At 45.6% G+C, this 16,345-nt stretch carries 15 protein-coding genes; 10 read left to right on the top strand and 5 right to left on the bottom strand.

Annotation, left to right across the window (positions count from 1 at the left end):
- Positions 1-151: 151 nt before the first annotated feature.
- Positions 152-1,135: a transcriptional regulator EbgR gene (gene ebgR / locus ITG10_RS04240; RefSeq protein WP_026084419.1), complete on the bottom strand. Its 984-nt coding sequence runs from the start codon at positions 1,133-1,135 to the stop codon at positions 152-154.
- 394 nt (positions 1,136-1,529) lie between these two features.
- On the opposite strand from ebgR, the gene galE reads away from it, so the two are divergent.
- From galE to tnpA, 5 genes are all read left to right on the top strand, one after another.
- Complete coding sequence (galE, locus tag ITG10_RS04235; RefSeq protein ID WP_026084420.1) at positions 1,530-2,540, top strand: UDP-glucose 4-epimerase GalE; 1,011 nt, start codon at positions 1,530-1,532, stop codon at positions 2,538-2,540.
- A gap of 228 nt (positions 2,541-2,768) precedes the next feature.
- Positions 2,769-3,821 carry a UDP-glucose--hexose-1-phosphate uridylyltransferase gene (locus ITG10_RS04230; protein ID WP_017632573.1) on the top strand — a complete coding sequence of 351 codons (1,053 nt, stop codon included), beginning with the start codon at positions 2,769-2,771 and terminating at the stop codon, positions 3,819-3,821.
- A gap of 192 nt (positions 3,822-4,013) precedes the next feature.
- Complete coding sequence (gene galK, locus ITG10_RS04225; protein WP_017632574.1) at positions 4,014-5,174, top strand: galactokinase; 1,161 nt, start codon at positions 4,014-4,016, stop codon at positions 5,172-5,174.
- Between the two features lie 112 nt (positions 5,175-5,286).
- Positions 5,287-6,366, top strand: a complete 1,080-nt coding sequence (gene galM / locus ITG10_RS04220) for a galactose-1-epimerase (protein WP_017632575.1) — start codon at positions 5,287-5,289, stop codon at positions 6,364-6,366.
- A gap of 317 nt (positions 6,367-6,683) precedes the next feature.
- Positions 6,684-7,118, top strand: coding sequence for an IS200/IS605 family transposase (tnpA, locus tag ITG10_RS04215; protein ID WP_017633274.1), 435 nt, complete (start codon positions 6,684-6,686; stop codon positions 7,116-7,118).
- Positions 7,119-7,204: 86 nt separating this feature from the next.
- On the opposite strand, the gene ITG10_RS04210 is transcribed toward tnpA, so the two are convergent.
- A complete protein-coding gene (locus ITG10_RS04210; RefSeq protein ID WP_017631191.1) occupies positions 7,205-8,203 on the bottom strand; it encodes a substrate-binding domain-containing protein in 999 nt (332 codons plus the stop codon).
- Positions 8,204-8,465: 262 nt separating this feature from the next.
- A complete protein-coding gene (ptsG, locus tag ITG10_RS04205) occupies positions 8,466-9,875 on the bottom strand; it encodes a PTS glucose transporter subunit IIBC (RefSeq protein ID WP_017631190.1) in 1,410 nt (469 codons plus the stop codon).
- Between the two features lie 380 nt (positions 9,876-10,255).
- Here ptsG and ITG10_RS04200 point away from each other — a divergent pair, with 380 nt between their 5' ends.
- The 3 genes from ITG10_RS04200 (at position 10,256) to ITG10_RS04190 (ending at position 12,462) form a co-directional block, all read left to right on the top strand.
- Positions 10,256-11,218 (top strand): SgrR family transcriptional regulator, encoded by a 963-nt coding sequence (locus tag ITG10_RS04200; protein WP_241430325.1) that lies wholly within the window; start codon positions 10,256-10,258, stop codon positions 11,216-11,218.
- Positions 11,219-11,241: 23 nt separating this feature from the next.
- The gene (locus ITG10_RS04195) at positions 11,242-11,979 is read left to right on the top strand and encodes a hypothetical protein (protein ID WP_241430324.1); all 738 of its coding nucleotides are present in this window, start codon (positions 11,242-11,244) and stop codon (positions 11,977-11,979) included.
- Positions 11,980-12,129: 150 nt separating this feature from the next.
- On the top strand, positions 12,130-12,462 hold the full coding sequence (locus ITG10_RS04190; protein ID WP_017631189.1) for a tRNA-binding protein: 333 nt from the start codon (positions 12,130-12,132) through the stop codon (positions 12,460-12,462).
- A gap of 80 nt (positions 12,463-12,542) precedes the next feature.
- Here the strand turns inward: ITG10_RS04190 and ITG10_RS04185 are convergent, their stop codons facing one another.
- Entirely contained in the window at positions 12,543-13,097 is a 555-nt protein-coding gene (locus tag ITG10_RS04185) for a gamma-glutamylcyclotransferase family protein (RefSeq protein WP_017631188.1), read from the bottom strand.
- Between the two features lie 288 nt (positions 13,098-13,385).
- Here ITG10_RS04185 and ITG10_RS04180 point away from each other — a divergent pair, with 288 nt between their 5' ends.
- Positions 13,386-14,570 carry an NnrS family protein gene (locus ITG10_RS04180; RefSeq protein ID WP_017631187.1) on the top strand — a complete coding sequence of 395 codons (1,185 nt, stop codon included), beginning with the start codon at positions 13,386-13,388 and terminating at the stop codon, positions 14,568-14,570.
- Between the two features lie 85 nt (positions 14,571-14,655).
- On the opposite strand, the gene ITG10_RS04175 is transcribed toward ITG10_RS04180, so the two are convergent.
- Positions 14,656-15,666 carry an adenosine deaminase gene (locus ITG10_RS04175; RefSeq protein WP_017631186.1) on the bottom strand — a complete coding sequence of 337 codons (1,011 nt, stop codon included), beginning with the start codon at positions 15,664-15,666 and terminating at the stop codon, positions 14,656-14,658.
- A gap of 350 nt (positions 15,667-16,016) precedes the next feature.
- Between ITG10_RS04175 and ITG10_RS04170 the strand changes: the two genes are divergently transcribed.
- The gene (locus tag ITG10_RS04170; RefSeq protein ID WP_017056240.1) at positions 16,017-16,334 is read left to right on the top strand and encodes a DUF3622 domain-containing protein; all 318 of its coding nucleotides are present in this window, start codon (positions 16,017-16,019) and stop codon (positions 16,332-16,334) included.
- Positions 16,335-16,345 lie beyond the last annotated feature (11 nt).

Here is a 16,345-nt window from a genome sequence, read left to right as displayed (position 1 = left end):
CGGTGCTGTGTGATCCACTTAAAAGAATGCTATTTGGTGTTTTATACAGCAGATTGGAAGAGACGATATGTGATTGGAGAGGGAGATAACAGGTACAAAAAAGGCCACCTATAATAGAGGTGACCTTTCGTTATCTGTTTGAAATTTATTGCTATTTTGTTGTGTCGCGTAGCTTGAGTTTACTTGGTACGTAAACTCTTAGTGGGATAGTACGGCCATCGCGTACTTTCTCAATCAGAAGGTTAACACCTTGAATTCCCATCAGTTCAGAGTGAATACGAACGGTTGATAAACTTGGGAAGGTAAATTTAGCGGTTGGGATGTCATTGACACTGATCAGCGCAATGTCTTCTGGAATGCTCAATCCATGTTCATGAACGGCGCGTAAAACACCAATTGCAATCGAATCGGATGCAATAAACATCGCTTTCGGGTAATCGCCGCTCTCTAGCATTTTCTTCGCCAGCTTGTAGCCAGATGAACTAGAGAAGTCACCGCGGTAGATGTCTTGTTCGCTGACCACGTTCTTCAAACCACCGTATTCCGCAAACGCGACTTCGCGAATATCAGAGGTGTTAATGTCGTCTTGGCCACCGATGAAACCAATGCGTTCGTAGCCTTGGTTAATGAAGAAGTTGGTGATCTCTTTGCTGATGCGAGCAAGGTCAATATCAACGGAGTCATAAGGTTCAGAGTGATCGGTAAAGTCGACATAACAGATATTATCGGTAAGCTTTTTCGCTTGTGCGATAACTTCTTGCGTCATTCTACCAACCAGTAAAATGCCGGTTATCTGGCCAGAGTTGGTCTGTATTTTACTTTCATAACAGTTGGTTAGGTTAACTTCCATCTTCTCGCACTGAGTCTCAATACCGTGGCGAATTGATAGATAATAAGGGTCGTTAACTTCCGCTTCTTGCTTGTAATTGTACAGAGCAAGGAAGTGGTGGTTCTGCTTTTTACTGCTAACCGATTTACGTGAGCTGCTGGTTTTGTATTCCAACTTCTCGGCAATTTCAAAGATACGCCTTTTGGTCTCTTCCTTGACGCTTAATGTAGGATCTTCATTGAGAACCCGAGAAACGGTAGCTAATGAAACATTTGCTTCCGTCGCGATATCTTTTAACGTTGCCATACTCACTTCCTGTTCTTGGAACATTGCGCTGCTTTGAAATTCGTCTTTAGTAAAAAAAGCAATGCACCTCTTTATTCTACTGACCTATTGTAATCAAACTGAAAGCCAATGCATTAACTTTTAGTAAAATAAATGCTCAACTCCTCTGTGATGTCGCAAATCTAACTATCTATAAAGATCTCATTTAATTTCAATGAATTAGCACTGTCTATCGATTCATCAACTCAATGTTGATATGAATGTGTCTCGTGGAACTTTGTGTAAACGTTTACACTTCGTGGTTCTGATCACAGAATTATAGTCAGATTGGCTGCTACTATTTCTATAACAACGAACTAATACACAGAGTATCGGTTCAGATTTCATCATGAATGACAGTGAAGAGAGGTTGATTGTGAAAGTACTGGTAACGGGCGGAATGGGTTACATCGGAAGTCACACATGTATTCAAATGATGCAGGCGGGCATGGAGCCAATCATTGTAGACAACCTTTGCAACAGCAAAGAGCTAGTACTGGAGCGAATCAATGCCCTAACCGGTCAAACGCCAACATTTTACCTTGGCGATATTCGTGATGCATCCTTCTTAGATGACGTGTTTGCTAAGCACGACATTCAGGCCGTCATTCATTTCGCTGGCCTAAAAGCGGTGGGCGAATCAGTCGCTAAGCCTTTGGAATACTACGATAACAACGTCAATGGTTCTCTGGTTCTAGCGCGCAGCATGAAGAAAGCAGGCGTGAAAAGCATCGTGTTCAGCTCTTCTGCAACCGTATACGGCGACCCTGAGATTGTACCGATCACCGAAAGCTCACCAACGGGCGATACCACGAACCCTTATGGTCGTAGTAAGTACATGGTCGAAGAGTGTTTGAGTGATTTGTTCAACGCGGAAAACGACTGGAGCGTGACTTTACTGCGCTACTTTAACCCTGTTGGCGCACACCCATCAGGCACCATGGGCGAAGATCCGCAAGGCATTCCAAATAACCTAATGCCGTTCATCGCACAGGTTGCTGTAGGCCGTAGAGAGAAGCTTTCTATCTTTGGAAACGATTACCCAACCGTTGATGGTACGGGTGTTCGTGATTACATCCACGTAATGGATTTGGCTGACGGCCACGTAGCGGCATTAAAAGCCGTGGGCGAGAAAGCGGGTTTGCACATTTACAACCTAGGTACCGGTAAAGGCTCAAGCGTACTTGAGATGGTTGAAGCTTTTGCACAAGCATCAGGCAAGCCAGTTCCTTATGAACTTTGCCCGCGCCGTGCTGGTGATATTGCCGAATGTTGGGCAAGCACTGAAAAGGCAGAACGCGAACTGGGTTGGAAGGCGACTCGCAGCGTGATGGAAATGACGGCGGATACGTGGAATTGGCAGTCGAATAACCCTCAGGGTTACTAAGAAACTTTTAGGTTATTGAGAAAAGAGAGATTCCAGATATCTCGTACCTCGATTCTGGAATGACGGATAAGCACAAGGCTATGAAGCGGTTGCCTTTGCACAAATAGCACAACGAGATTACACGTCATTCCCTACAGCGAGGGACGAGCGTGATAGGGAATCTCCTTGTAGAAGAATTATTCGTCTTGGTGAATTGACCAAGACACAAAAATTAAGAGCAATGTAAGTATGTCAAAAGTTGAATTTAACCCAGTAGACCACCCGCATCGTCGTTATAACCCACTAACGGGTCAGTGGATCTTAGTATCACCGCACCGTGCTAAACGCCCGTGGAGTGGTCAAGACGAGAAGCCATCGACTGAACAACTTCCTGAGTACGAGAAAGAGTGTTTCTTGTGCCCGACCAACACACGTATCTCGGGTGACGAAAACCCAGATTACGACGGTACTTATGTGTTCAGTAATGATTTCGCGGCGTTGATGCCTGATTCGCCTGACGCTCCAGAGTCTGACAACCCTCTATTTAAGACTCAAGGTGTTCGTGGATTGAGCCGCGTTATCTGTTTCTCTCCAGACCACAGCAAAACGCTGCCAGAGTTGCCTGTGAACAAAATACGCGGCGTGATCGATACCTGGAACGAGCAGATTGAAGAGCTAGGTAAAGATTACCTATGGGTTCAAGCGTTTGAGAACAAAGGCGAGACCATGGGCTGTTCACAGCCTCACCCACACGGTCAAATTTGGGCGAACAGCTTTTTGCCAAACGAGATTGAACGTAAAGAAAAGCTGCTAAAAGAATACTTTGAGCAACAAGGTTCAAACCTATTAGTGGATTACGTTGAAGCTGAAATGAAAGACGGCTCACGCACTGTGGTTGAAACGGAACATTGGATTGCTGTTGTGCCTTACTGGGCTGCATGGCCGTTCGAAACCATGTTGCTACCTAAAACGCATATTCGCCGCATGAGCGAATTAACTGACGAGCAGCGTGATGATTTAGCGGTCGCGATTAAGAAGCTAACCAGTCGCTACGACAACTTGTTCCAATGCTCATTCCCATACTCGATGGGTTGGCACTACGCACCGTTCTTTGAAGAGGGCACCGATATTGACCATTGGCAACTGCACGCTCTGTTCTACCCGCCACTACTACGCAGCGCATCGGTTCGTAAGTTCATGGTGGGCTACGAAATGTTGGCGGAATCGCAACGTGATCTGACCGCAGAACAAGCAGCGCAACGTCTTCGCGATTTGAGCGACGTTCACTACAAAGAGCAGTAATACCTGCTTCGTAAATAACAAACGAGATTCCTGATATCTCGTCCCTCGATTCTGGAATGACAGTTTCATTGAAACTTTTTGCGTCAATCCCGAGAGTGAGGAACAAAGGAGTCGGGAATCTCAAAGAATTAAAGTGGTGCCATGAAGGGGCCATAACCAATTGAACAAAGAGTTTAAGCAGAGAGTTTACTTATGTCTGATCTAATCCAAAACGTGAAAGCATCTTTTGAGCAAGTCCTTGGTTACCAAGCGACTCACATCGTTCAAGCGCCAGGTCGTGTGAACCTGATTGGTGAGCACACTGACTACAATGATGGTTTTGTTCTACCGTGTGCCATTAATTACCAAACCGTTGTTGCGGCAGCAAAGCGCGACGACAACATGGTACGTGTGGTGTCTGTGGACTACGATAATGCGGTAGACGAATTCGATATCACGCAAGAGATTACCTTCCAACAAGACAAGATGTGGGCAAACTACATTCGTGGTGTGGTGAAGTGTTTAATTGGTCGTGGCTACCAGTTTAAAGGTGCGGATATTTCTGTCTCTGGCAATGTACCTCAAGGTGCGGGTTTGAGTTCATCAGCCGCGCTAGAAGTGGTAATTGGTCAGACATTCAAGGTGCTTTACAACCTAGAGATCACTCAAGCGGAAGTGGCGTTGAATGGTCAGCAAGCAGAGAACGAATTTGTGGGTTGTAACTGCGGCATCATGGACCAAATGATCTCGGCTGAAGGCCTAGCGAACCACGCGATGCTTTTGGATAGCCGTAGCCTAGAAACTCAAGCGGTTTCGATGCCAGAAGACATGGCGGTGGTGATCATCAATTCAAACAAGAAACGTGGCTTAGTCGACAGTGAATACAACACACGCCGTGAGCAGTGTGAAGAAGCGGCTCGCTTGTTCGGTGTCCCAGCACTACGTGATGTAACGATTGAGCAATTTAAAGCGAAAGAGTCTGTATTGGACGAGATGGTTGCTAAGCGAGCTCGCCACGTGATTACCGAAAATGACCGTACAGTAGAAGCGGCTCAAGCTCTGCGTACTCATGACATGAAGCGCATGGGCGAGTTGATGGCAGAATCGCATGCATCAATGCGTGATGATTTTGAAATCACAGTTAAAGAGATCGATACGCTAGTGGATATGGTTAAAGAAGTGATTGGCGATCAAGGCGGCGTGCGTATGACGGGCGGTGGCTTTGGTGGTTGTATCGTGGCGTTGGTTCCGCCAGCTTTAGTTGATGAAATTAAAACAACCGTTGAGCAGAAATATCAAGCAGCGACGGGTCTAAAAGAATCAATTTATGTGTGCCAAGCGAAAGACGGCGCCAGCCTAATTGAAGTAATCTAACTGCTTCGAGACTTAAGATAGTGCTTACCGAGCAAAAAGATCATGGTAGGCCAAATACTAAAGCCTTTACCTCAACGTAGAGGCTTTTTACTGGCAGTAGAAGGAATTTAGAATGACACAAGCGCAGAACCTGCATCAATCCATGACAGAAACTGCAGCCTATGATGGCCAACCTGCTCAGCTTGTCACGCTGTCGAATGCACACGGCATGGAAGTGACACTCATGGATATTGGCGCAACGTGGTTGAGCTGTATCTTGCCAGTAAAAGGAAACAGACGAGAAGTGTTATTGGGTGTGAATTCAATGGATAACTTCGAGAAGCAAGCCAGTTATATGGGAACGACAGTTGGTCGTTATGCCAACCGTATTGCCAATGGTCGTTTCAAGATTGACGGCAAGAATTACAAGTTGGAAACCAACCAAGCTGGGAATACCTTACACGGTGGGCCGAATGGTTTTGATAAACGTCGTTGGAACATTGCTGAGCAAACTGAAACATCGGTTGTGTTTAGCTTAGTATCAGCGGATGGCGACCAAGGTTTTCCGGGTAATTTGAACGTGTCGGTTCGTTATGAAATCACCGAAGATAATCGAGTCTCTATCGATTACACAGCCAACACCGATAAACCAACCGTAGTTAACCTGACTAATCATGCCTACTTCAACCTGCTCGGTGCAGAAGCAGGGCACGATTGCTTGTCTCACATTGTGAGTATCAACGCGTCTCAGTTCTTGCCAACCAACTCTGTCGGCATTCCATTAGGCAACTTGAAATCGGTGAAATCGACCAGCTTCGACTTCACTCAGCCTATGATGATCTCAGAGCGTTTATTAGGTGATGAACAACAGAAAGCCGCCAAGGGTTACGATCACTCTTTCTTATTGGCTGATGGCTGTAAACGCACTCAATGTGCCGCGACTGTGACCTCGCCAGATGCGCTGGTCACCTTAAAAGTATTTTCAACCAAACCTGCGATGCAGCTATACACCGGAAACTGGCTTGGTGGCACACCAAACCGTAGTGGTGGCAGCTATGAAGATTACGCAGGTTTGGCATTAGAAACCCAGTTCTTACCTGACTCTCCTAACCACCCAGAGTGGAAGCAGGACAGTTGTATTCTCCAGCCTGAACAAGAATATAACTACCGTACCTGCTACCAGTTTGAATTTTCGGGGGATTCTTCAAACTAGTACACTCTAGCTCAAAGCGGTGATGCCAAGTTCTTTTGTTGATTTATGAATGGAGCGGTGTGATTGATTACGCTGCTCTTGGGGGGATGAACAAAAGTGGCACCGAGCAATCGACGACCTAATAAGGGAGTGATTGTTGGGTACGAGAGTAAGGTAGGAAAGCCCTAACAGAAGCGATTCTGTTAGGGCTTTTTTTTGTTTTCAGCCCTAAACCACCTACTTCAGTAGGTGGTTATCATTCAGTTTGGCTTTGCCTGTAGTTCTACCCATGTTAAATGCTCCCTTGATTTTTAGCGAAGTCAAAGAGGACAAATAACATGAGCAGATATAATCAAGCTTCCCACGTATTTTGGAGATGTCAATATCACATAGTGTGGACACCAAAGTATCGATTTAGGATTTTGAAAAACAATGTAGGTAAAGAAGTTTATCGATGTATAAACGTTTACTGTAATCAACTTGGATGTGAAGTCGTTGAATTAAACGTTCAAGTTGACCACGTGCACTTGGTAGTAAAAGTTCCGCCTAAGTTATCGATATCCAAGTTGATGGGCGTATTGAAAGGCAAAATAGCTTTAAAACTCTTTAGTAAATTTCCATATTTAAGGAGAAACAAACTCTGGGGTAACCACTTTTGGCAAAGGGGCTATTTTGTCGATAGCGTAGGGGTTAATGAAGAAATCATTCGACGCTATGTAAGACATCAAGAGAAAAAAGAGCGCGTGGAGCAGCAGCAATTGGCGTTGGACTAAACAAAAGCCCCCTTTTAGGGGGCTCACATAAAGCCACCTTCTTTAGAAGGTGGTAATTTACTTGCTGTTTGGTCAGTGAACAGAGCTTAGATTTTCTCGACCGAATTACGGCGCACCAAAGTTGGAGAGAACATCATTGGCTCAGCTGAGGTGTCTTCACCTTTGGCTAGGTTCAAGGCAAGTCGTGTTGCTTTCTCAGCCATCATTTGGATTGGATAACGAATCGTAGTCAGCTTCGGATGAACATAGCGGGCAATTAAGCCATCATCGAATCCGATGATCGACATCTTCTCTGGCGCTTGGATTCCGTTCTCATCGAGTACCGATAAAGCCCCTGCCGCCATGTAGTCGTTGTAAGCCACAATACCAGTGATTGGTAGTGACTTAATCAGCAGGTTCGTCATCGCATATTCGCCACCGTCACTGGTTGGTAGAGCCTGTTCGACATAGCTTTCAGATAACTCAATACCATACTCTTTGAGCGCGGCTTGGTAGCCTTCAACACGTTCGTTGGCATCTTCAATGCTTGAAGAGGAGGCGATACACGCAATGTTTTTGTGACCATGTCGGATTAAGTATTCAGTCGCGAGGAAAGCGCCTTTCTTGTTATCTAGGAAGATACAGCGATTGGCAATTTCTTCGATGTAACGGTTGATCAGCACTAAGCCTTTCACTTCTTTAGAGTAAGCAATCAGCTCTTCGTCAGTTAGGCCTTTCGAGTGGATGATCAGGGCATCACAACGGCTGTTGATCAGCAACTCAATCGCTTGCTGCTCTTCTTCGCGATTGTGAGAACCATTACCCACTAAGATGTGTTTGCCGTTCTCTCTTGCAACGTTGTCGACCGATTTAACTAGCGTGCCGAAGAAAGGATCGGAAATATCACCCACCAACACACCGACGGTATTGGTACTTTGGCTTACGAGCGCACGGGCATTGGCATTCGGGCGATAGCCGAGCTTCGCCATCGCTTTCGTTACCGACTCAATAGAGCTCGCACTGGCCTTCGGAGATTTGTTGATCACCCGAGATACGGTTGCGACTGATACACCGGATTCTTTTGCGACATCCTTGATTGTTGCCATGAGAGACCTTTCTGGGCTGAAAATGTTAACCAAAGTATTAAACACGCATTGTGTAATAAGTGCAATTGATGTCGATTCTATATTTCTAGATGAGTATCTTAATATTTGAATTTATTAGGAATATGAGATGTGTAAACGTTGTCCTAATTTATCAGAACAGTTCAGGAGAAGTCGGTAGGAAATAAAAATCGCGGCCAAAGCACGGCCGCGATTCTAGAGAGCAAAATGATAGGTTTGCTCAGGTAACAGGATGACTCTAGAACTAGTTATTGTTCATCCAATCAAGCATTTGAGTTTTGTACACGTCACTATTGCCACCAAAGATAGCTTGAACGCCTGTGCCTACTCGTACGACACCAGCAGCACCAAGTTGCTTCAGTTTTGCTTCGTCTACCTTGTCTTGTTCAGACACTTGGATTCTTAAACGTGTGATGCATGCGTCTGTGCTCAAGATGTTCTGCTTACCACCAAATGCACCCACCAATTCGCTGGCGAATTCAGAGCTGGTGTCATTGATGACTTTGCCATTGTCTTGATCTTCACGACCTGGTGTTTTCAAGTTGAACGTCTTGATAAACCAAGTGAACACAACGTAGTAAAGCGCTGCGTATGCCAGACCTAGAGGGATGATCATCCAACCTTTGGTCGAGATACCGAAGAAGGTCACATAGTCGATCAAACCCGCACTAAAGCTGTAGCCGTGTTTCACACCCAGCAGAATACACAGTGGGTAAGCAAGGCCAGCAATGATCGCGTGAATCACGTAAAGCACTGGCGAGATGAACATGAAAGCAAACTCAATTGGCTCAGTGATACCGGTTAGGAATGACGTCAATGCTGCTGAAATCATGATCCCCATAACCTTGGTGCGGTTCTCCGGTTTTGCTGCACGACCAATTGCGATAGCCGCGGCAGGAAGGCCAAACATTTTAAATAGGAAGCCACCCGCTAGATTTCCGGCATTTGGATCGCCAGCGAAGAAGCGTGGGATTTCACCGTGGAATACTTGCCCTGCTGAGTTAATGAATTCGCCCGCTTGCAGTTGAATAATCACGTTAATCACATGATGAACACCAAATGGGATCAGCGCACGTTCCGCAGTGCCATAAGCCCAAAATGCCATCAGTGGATTTTGTTCTGTTGCCCAAGCACCGAACCAATCAATGCCTGCGCCAATCGGCTGCCAAATAAAGGCAATCGCGATACCCAAGAACAGCATCGAAAATGATGTCACGATTGGGACAAAGCGCTTACCCGCAAAGAAGGCCAAATAAGCGGGCATCTTAATGGTGTAAAAGCGGTTAAACATATAAGCGCCGACCGCACCCGAGATGATGCCGCCCAATACGCCGGTATCAATATGGTCAACGCCAAGTACGCCCGCCATTACCTTCAGTGTTGCCACTAAAACGTAATAGCCGATACCAGCTGCTACAGCGCCGACACCGTCATTGTTGGTGAATGAAATCGCGACGCCTAATGCAAAAATCAGTGGCAGGTTACCAAATACGGCGCCACCGGCTTCGGCCATTAGCTCGGAAACCACAGGAGGGATAAACCCAAATTGTGCCGAGCCAATACCCAACAAAATACCCGCCGCAGGCATTGAGGCTATGGGCAACATTAAGGCTTTACCGACCTTAGACAGGTTGGCAAAAAAGTTAGCAAACATAAATATACTCCAATTTGTTATATAAAATTTGGGGCGCGCATCATCGGTGAGTAATGGCAAAAGGGGGATTAGCGATAGCAGCGAGATTATGGTTTGCAGGGGGTAGGAGCATAAACATAAAGTAGGTTGCTATCGCTAAAGCTTTTAAAGTGTGGATTTGCCGATGGTGGAAAGAGGCTTTTCTTGTGAATGCTTTTTTCACTCAATAACCGATGAGTTGTCTTCAGCTGAATTACTCAACCGTAGGGCTGCGCTAGAATCTATGGTTATTTTTGCTAAAAATGAGGTAGGGAAAAAGAGCGTGATTTTTAGGTTTTAAGTTCCCTATAACGAAGTTTTTAGACCTTTTTCGATACTACGAACGCCTAGAAGAATTTGAATTGTTGGTTGAGCATGCTGTCACGCTTGCTGAGACCTCAGACAAGATGTGTACTAGCCCACGACACGCACGTGCGATTCTCAAACAGATGAGTGAACTCAAGTGGATTGCTTGGATACCAAGAGTCGGGCGAAATCAGCGTTCGACTCTGATTCGTCGTATTGACCGCACCGAGGTAAAGCGCGCGATTGCCTTGGAGTGGATCAAAGAGAGTAAGTACGACCGAGCTCTGGAATTTCTCGATTACAACCAAGTGGTGTTCGAACAACTGCTCAAGCAAACCTCAGGAGCACAGGTGAAGGAAGGAAAGGTCAGTGTTCAGCTTACTTATAATCGACCATTTGCTTCTCTTAACCCGACAACGCCGCATCGAAACAGCGAACGCTACCTGATTCGTCAAATCCACTCTTGCTTAGTATCAATGACCCCAGAAGGCGAACTGATTCCGAACATCGCACACCACTGGGAAGCAAACCAAGATTGGACAATATGGACGTTCTACCTTCGACCTTCAGTGAGTTTCCACTCGGGCGGAAAAGTAGACGCGGAGGTTATCGCGCAACTGTTACTTGAGCTGCAAGGGCTTCCTTATTACCAAAACGAACTCGAGCATCTAGAGTCGATTACGGTTGAAACGCCTTATCGATTTTCCGTTCAGCTCAACCGCCGAGACAAAGGCTTTGCGGCATTAATGAGTGATTTAAAGTACTCACTTCAGCCTCCAGAACAACTCAAAAACTCATCGTCTAATGTGGTTGGTTGCGGCATCTTCGCTCTTGAACTGCATTCAGACAGCAAGCTTATCTTGGCGGCCAACGAGCACTTTCATGGCTTTCGTTCTCTAACGGATAAAGTGACGATTTGGTCTTTGAATGCAGCTACGGCGAGTCATGACCAAGCCTCTGGCGATTCACAGAAGCTTCCTGACACAGACAGTACTCTAAGAAGATCATCACCAACGTGACAACTGAGCCGAGTGAGAGTGCTTTGGACACTGGAAATACTGCTGACCTGCCACACACCGCATTAAGAGCTCGGATTGAGGAAGGGTGTCTGTTTGTTATTTTTAACCAGAACAACTCAAGCTTGTCTTACCCTCAGCGTCGTTGGTTGAGTGAACGACTCAATGGAGAGCAGATTTGGCGTCAGCTTGAATTAAATGAAACGACTTTTGGCGCCGAAATCGCGCATAACTTCTTTCCTTTCTGGCACAACGTCAAACACATCAGAAGCCAACCGATCGAATTGCCTCGCTCGGTTCAGATTGCCTGTTATTCTCATTTGGGTGTTCAACGCAGTGCCAAAGCCGCTGTGCAAATATTGGCGAAAGAGGGGATTGAAGCGCAGATCAATCTTTATTCATTTGAAGCCTTTATTGAGAAAGCGCAGGGCGATGGCTTCAGTGAAGAGGTTGTTTTAAGTAGCCTTAACCTTGATGACAATCGCCAAGTATCGGCGCTGTTGTTCTTTCTGAGTGACCCAGTTTTGCATGCCACGATTGGATCTGCGGTGAGTGAATGGCTGGTGACTGAGCTCAATCGCATTCGAGAAGACTTCTCACCCAATGAATATCTTAATCAACTTGAGCAGCTCGGGTCTGTTCTTATCTATGAAGGCTTGATTTGCCCAATGCTCCATCATAGACAAACGCTCAGCTTTCTCGATGTTTTTAAAGGCGTTGAAATCACGGCTTGGGGTTGGCCAAAATTAAGTGAGATTTGGTAACTGTCGCTGACAAATTTTATGATCTTTACTTATCAGAATGAGATCTTTACCGCTTGTAATTATTAGGCTTACTGCTAATGTTAGATTTTAGTTTTACTTAATTTTAGTGAATTTATTTGATAAATAAAAAATCAATATAAGAAGTGAGAAATGGATACTGTCTCTTATGGCGACTTTGCTAAGTTAGAAATGCGTGTGGGTAAGATCATCGAGGTTGTGCGTCATGAAAACGCAGACAAGCTTTACATCGTGCAAGTAGATGTGGGTGAGAAGACGCTACAAACAGTGACCAGCTTAGTCCCTTATTACACAGAAGAAGAGTTGCTGGGCAAGCAGGTTGTTGTGCTGTGTAATTTAGCTAAGGCTAAGATGAGAGGCCACACTTCTGAATGTATGCTGCTGTGTGCAGAAACGGATGATGAATCTGAAAGTGTATTGTTGACACCAGAACGTGCAATGCCAGCGGGTATTCGAGTGGTTTAAGCGGTTTATTTTAGTCGGTGAGCCTATTCGTTATAAGCTCATCGACTTCTCTGTTCTCAAAGCTCCAAAACCCTCAAAGACTAACTACGAACACTCAATATCAAACCATCAATCACACTGTGGTGGTGATCAGACACCCCAGCAAGATTGCCGTATTTTGGCTGGTGGCGATCATTTTCTAATGGGTGGTGCCAGCCTTGTGTGTGTTTCACAAAGTGCGCGGCAAAGCTTTCAGACACTTCTAAACATCCTGCCATGACGGTATCGACATAGGTTTGAACGATAGGGCTGTTCTCACAAGGCGCTTGAATCTCGTCTTTGATGTATACCCAGATCGATTGATCCGTTTTAAAGTCAGTTTGGCTCTCTATTTGATCGGCTTTTAATTCGATACGGTGATAACCACGTTCACGACGATCAAACTCAGCCAATGAAACATCATCCACTTCAAGCAAAACACCATTCACTTGCCCTTCACCAAGATTGACGATCAAAGGGGATAACACGTAACTGTCATCGATCTTACTCCAATGGCGCACTAAGCCATGAACAATCGCTGGGATTGCTTGACCCGTTTGACCGGTAAGTTGACGTGAAGATGAGTTGATCAAGCTGCCATAACCAAAAATATACATCGCGTTCCTTGTCTGTTCTTCTGTATTTGAGACTAGTCTTACTATATGTGGCGAGGTAGCAAAAGTCAGCAAGTTTCTATTTACACACCTATATGTCTTTATGACTCTTTTGGTTGTGTTTTTTTGACCTGTTTATTGGCTAGTGAATCTCGTGAGTGGCTGTTTTTACTGGCTTTATCTAATTGGCGCGTTTCATGCAGTGTGATTTGCATATTGCATCGAATTTGATGCACACCAAATTTGGCTTAGGTAATACCTTGGCCGCTTATCTGAGAATTAGGAGCGAGTTTGTTAAATATCACAGATAAAAGTGTAGAAGACGCGATTCCAGCCTACCTGCGTTTAGGCTTTCGACCTTTCTTCTTTTTCGGCAGTCTCTATGCCGTGATTGCGATTGTGGCTTGGGTCATCATGTTCCAAAACGGTCAGCCAGAGATTTTAAACGTTCCCGCATTGTGGTGGCACGTGCATGAGATGCTGTTTGGTTTTTCGATGGCGATTGTTGTCGGCTTTGTGCTCACTGCCGTGCAAACTTGGACAGGGGTCAATGGCACCAAACACTATCGATTAGCGGTGTTAGTTGGTTTGTGGTTGGCACCTCGTATTCTGTTTTGGACACCGGCTCCGCTGTGGTTGATCTCTTCGATTGAAGCGCTGTTCTTAATCTTCGCGGCTTACGAGATTGGTTTCCGTGTCGTGAAGTCGAAAGGTTGGAAGAACCTATTCTTCGTGCCGCTGTTTATATTGGCTATCGTGGCGAACTTTGCTAGCTACGCGACCATTAAAGGTATGCCTCCGTTCCCATCGTCAGCGGTATGGCAAGCGATGTTGTGGTGGTTTACGTTATTGCTGTCTGTAATGGGCGGACGAGTGATTCCATTCTTTACCGCTCGTCGTTTCGACTTTGAGAAAGCGCAACCTTTAGCTTGGTTGGAATGGTTGGCAAACTTGCCTTTGGTTGGGCTGTTTGTTCTGAGCTTCTTCCCACTCACCTTTGCTCAAGTAGGTAATGAGTTAATGGTGTTTGCTGGCGTGACTCAGTTGGTCCGCTTTATCCGTTGGAAGCCTTGGACGACGTTATCTGAGCCGTTGGTGTGGTCTCTGCATGCGGCTTACTTGTGTATTCCTCTAAGCTTGTTTTTACGTGGTTTGTTAGATAACCCATTTGCGAGTCATAACATGTTGCACCTGTTTGCGATTGGTGGCTTGAGCGGTTTGATTCTTGCGATGATTACCCGTGTGACAATGGGGCATACTGGTCGTGCGATTTACAAAGAACCAAGCATGGCACTAGCTTTCTCAGCGATATTTATTGCCGCGCTAGTTCGTAGCTTAGGTGTGACTTTCTTCCCTGCTTATCTGTTTGAGATGGTTAACATCAGCGCGGGTTTATGGACTCTGGCGTTTGGTCTGTTTATCCGGAAATTCGGCATGATGCTGTTAACCCCAAGAGTAGATGGTCATCCGGGTTAAGTTAATCTCAGCCTATTGATTAACAAAGGGAAGCATTGAGCTTCCCTTTTTTGATCGTGTTGAAAAGTGTAGTCACTTCAATAAATTATTCACTATTCGCTGCAAGGTATTGGCGTATCTGGGTAATGAGGTCTTCTTTGGCATGAGGGGAGATGAAGCTCGCCTCGACGGCGTTAATGCTGAACTGCGCTAATTCTTGATGAGTGAGTGGGTGTGCATTGGCCACAGCTAGGAAGTTATCATTCATATAGCCACCAAAGTAAGCAGGGTCATCGGAATTGATGGTGACACACAGTCCTTTTCGTAGCAGTTCAACAATGTTGTGGTCTTGCATGGTGTCGAAGACTTTGAGTTTGGTATTCGATAGCGGGCAGACCGTTAGTGGCGTGCGTTTAGCTATTAACTGTTCCATCAGTTCTTCATCTTCAACACAGCGAACCCCATGGTCAATTCGTGTGATGCTCAATAAACTTAATGCATCGATAATGTTTTGTGCAGGGCCTTCTTCTCCGGCGTGCGCGACGGTCAGAAACCCTTGATTGATGGCTTCTTGGAAGACATGTTTAAACTTTTCTGGCGGGTTGCCTTGCTCGGATGAATCTAGCCCAACCGCAATGATTTTGTCTTTGTAAGGTAAGGCCTGTTTGAGTGTCTCGAACGCGCTGTCTTCATCAAGGTGACGCAGAAAGCACATGATCAGCTGGCTGCTGATCCCGAGTTCCTGTGTGGCTTGCTCTAGTGCTTGGGTAATGCCGCCTACAATCGTATCAAAACTGATGCCGCGTTCGGTGTGAGTCTGAGGGTCGAAGAATATCTCAGTGTGAACCACGTTATCTTGTTGGCATTTTAATAGATAAGCCCACGTTAGATCGTAGAAATCCTGCTGGTGGAGCAGCACGTTTGCGCCTTGATAATAGATGTCGAGAAAGGACTGAAGATTGTGGAATTGGTACGCGTCTCGCACTTGGTCTGGGTTTTCAAAGGGAATCGACACGTTATTACGCTTGGCGAGCTCGAACATCAGCTCTGGTTCTAATGTGCCTTCTATGTGTAAGTGCAGCTCAACCTTCGGTAAATTTTTGATGAAGCTATCCATAGCAACTCCTTAGCTATTTTTATTATGGGCGGAGTAGGTGAGATGTGATCGCCTATCAATAGGAAGCCTTAGGCGATTCATTTATCTCTGTTTGAGCATAGTTCATTTCATTGTGGTCGATAAAACAGTGCCTAAATTGGTGGTGAATAGAGGCTTGCCAAGGAATTGAAATGAGCCGCAAACGATTTGCAGCATAGGAGTGTGATCCGCTGCAAATATTTGCAGCAATATTCATTGATTTGTGCTCTAATACCGCGCTTACCAAGGGATGGTGTTAAAAGATGCTCACTTAGATGGAGTTATCAAAGTTGACCGATCCCTTAATGATCTCCCTTAGGAAAAAATAGAACATGTCTAAGAACAAAAAATTTGATATCCGCCTTACAGAAAAACGCAACGGTTGGTGTGCAGAGATTACTCGTCAAGTAACGTCTCGCAGCACAACAGTATCTAAGCGTGAGTCTGGTTTCGAAACTGAAGCTCTTGCACAAGAGTGGGCAGAGAAAGAGCTAGCATCTTTCATCGCAAACCAAGCTGAACGTAACGAGCGTAAATCAGAACAGCGTAAAGAGCGTGACGAACTACGTCACACTAAAGAGCTTAAAGCTGAGCAAGCACGTGAAGCACGCGCTAAAGCTCGTGCAGAAGAGCAAGAAGACGCTGAGTAATTCGGTGCACG

This window comes from Vibrio sp. ED004, assembly GCF_023206395.1.
Lineage (GTDB): Bacteria > Pseudomonadota > Gammaproteobacteria > Enterobacterales > Vibrionaceae > Vibrio.
Note: the sequence above shows the minus strand (reverse complement) of the source record. Positions and strands in the feature narration are given on the sequence as shown.

What these genes read in the sequence shown, in the direction of transcription:
- ebgR (WP_026084419.1), bottom strand. Translation starts at nt 1,135, where the DNA reads ATGGCAACGTTAAAAGATATCGCGACGGAAGCAAATGTTTCATTAGCT.
- ITG10_RS04230 (WP_017632573.1), top strand. Translation starts at nt 2,769, where the DNA reads ATGTCAAAAGTTGAATTTAACCCAGTAGACCACCCGCATCGTCGTTAT.
- galK (WP_017632574.1), top strand. Translation starts at nt 4,014, where the DNA reads ATGTCTGATCTAATCCAAAACGTGAAAGCATCTTTTGAGCAAGTCCTT.
- galM (WP_017632575.1), top strand. Translation starts at nt 5,287, where the DNA reads ATGACACAAGCGCAGAACCTGCATCAATCCATGACAGAAACTGCAGCC.
- tnpA (WP_017633274.1), top strand. Translation starts at nt 6,684, where the DNA reads ATGAGCAGATATAATCAAGCTTCCCACGTATTTTGGAGATGTCAATAT.
- ITG10_RS04210 (WP_017631191.1), bottom strand. Translation starts at nt 8,203, where the DNA reads ATGGCAACAATCAAGGATGTCGCAAAAGAATCCGGTGTATCAGTCGCA.
- ptsG (WP_017631190.1), bottom strand. Translation starts at nt 9,875, where the DNA reads ATGTTTGCTAACTTTTTTGCCAACCTGTCTAAGGTCGGTAAAGCCTTA.
- ITG10_RS04190 (WP_017631189.1), top strand. Translation starts at nt 12,130, where the DNA reads ATGGATACTGTCTCTTATGGCGACTTTGCTAAGTTAGAAATGCGTGTG.
- ITG10_RS04185 (WP_017631188.1), bottom strand. Translation starts at nt 13,097, where the DNA reads ATGTATATTTTTGGTTATGGCAGCTTGATCAACTCATCTTCACGTCAA.
- ITG10_RS04175 (WP_017631186.1), bottom strand. Translation starts at nt 15,666, where the DNA reads ATGGATAGCTTCATCAAAAATTTACCGAAGGTTGAGCTGCACTTACAC.
- ITG10_RS04170 (WP_017056240.1), top strand. Translation starts at nt 16,017, where the DNA reads ATGTCTAAGAACAAAAAATTTGATATCCGCCTTACAGAAAAACGCAAC.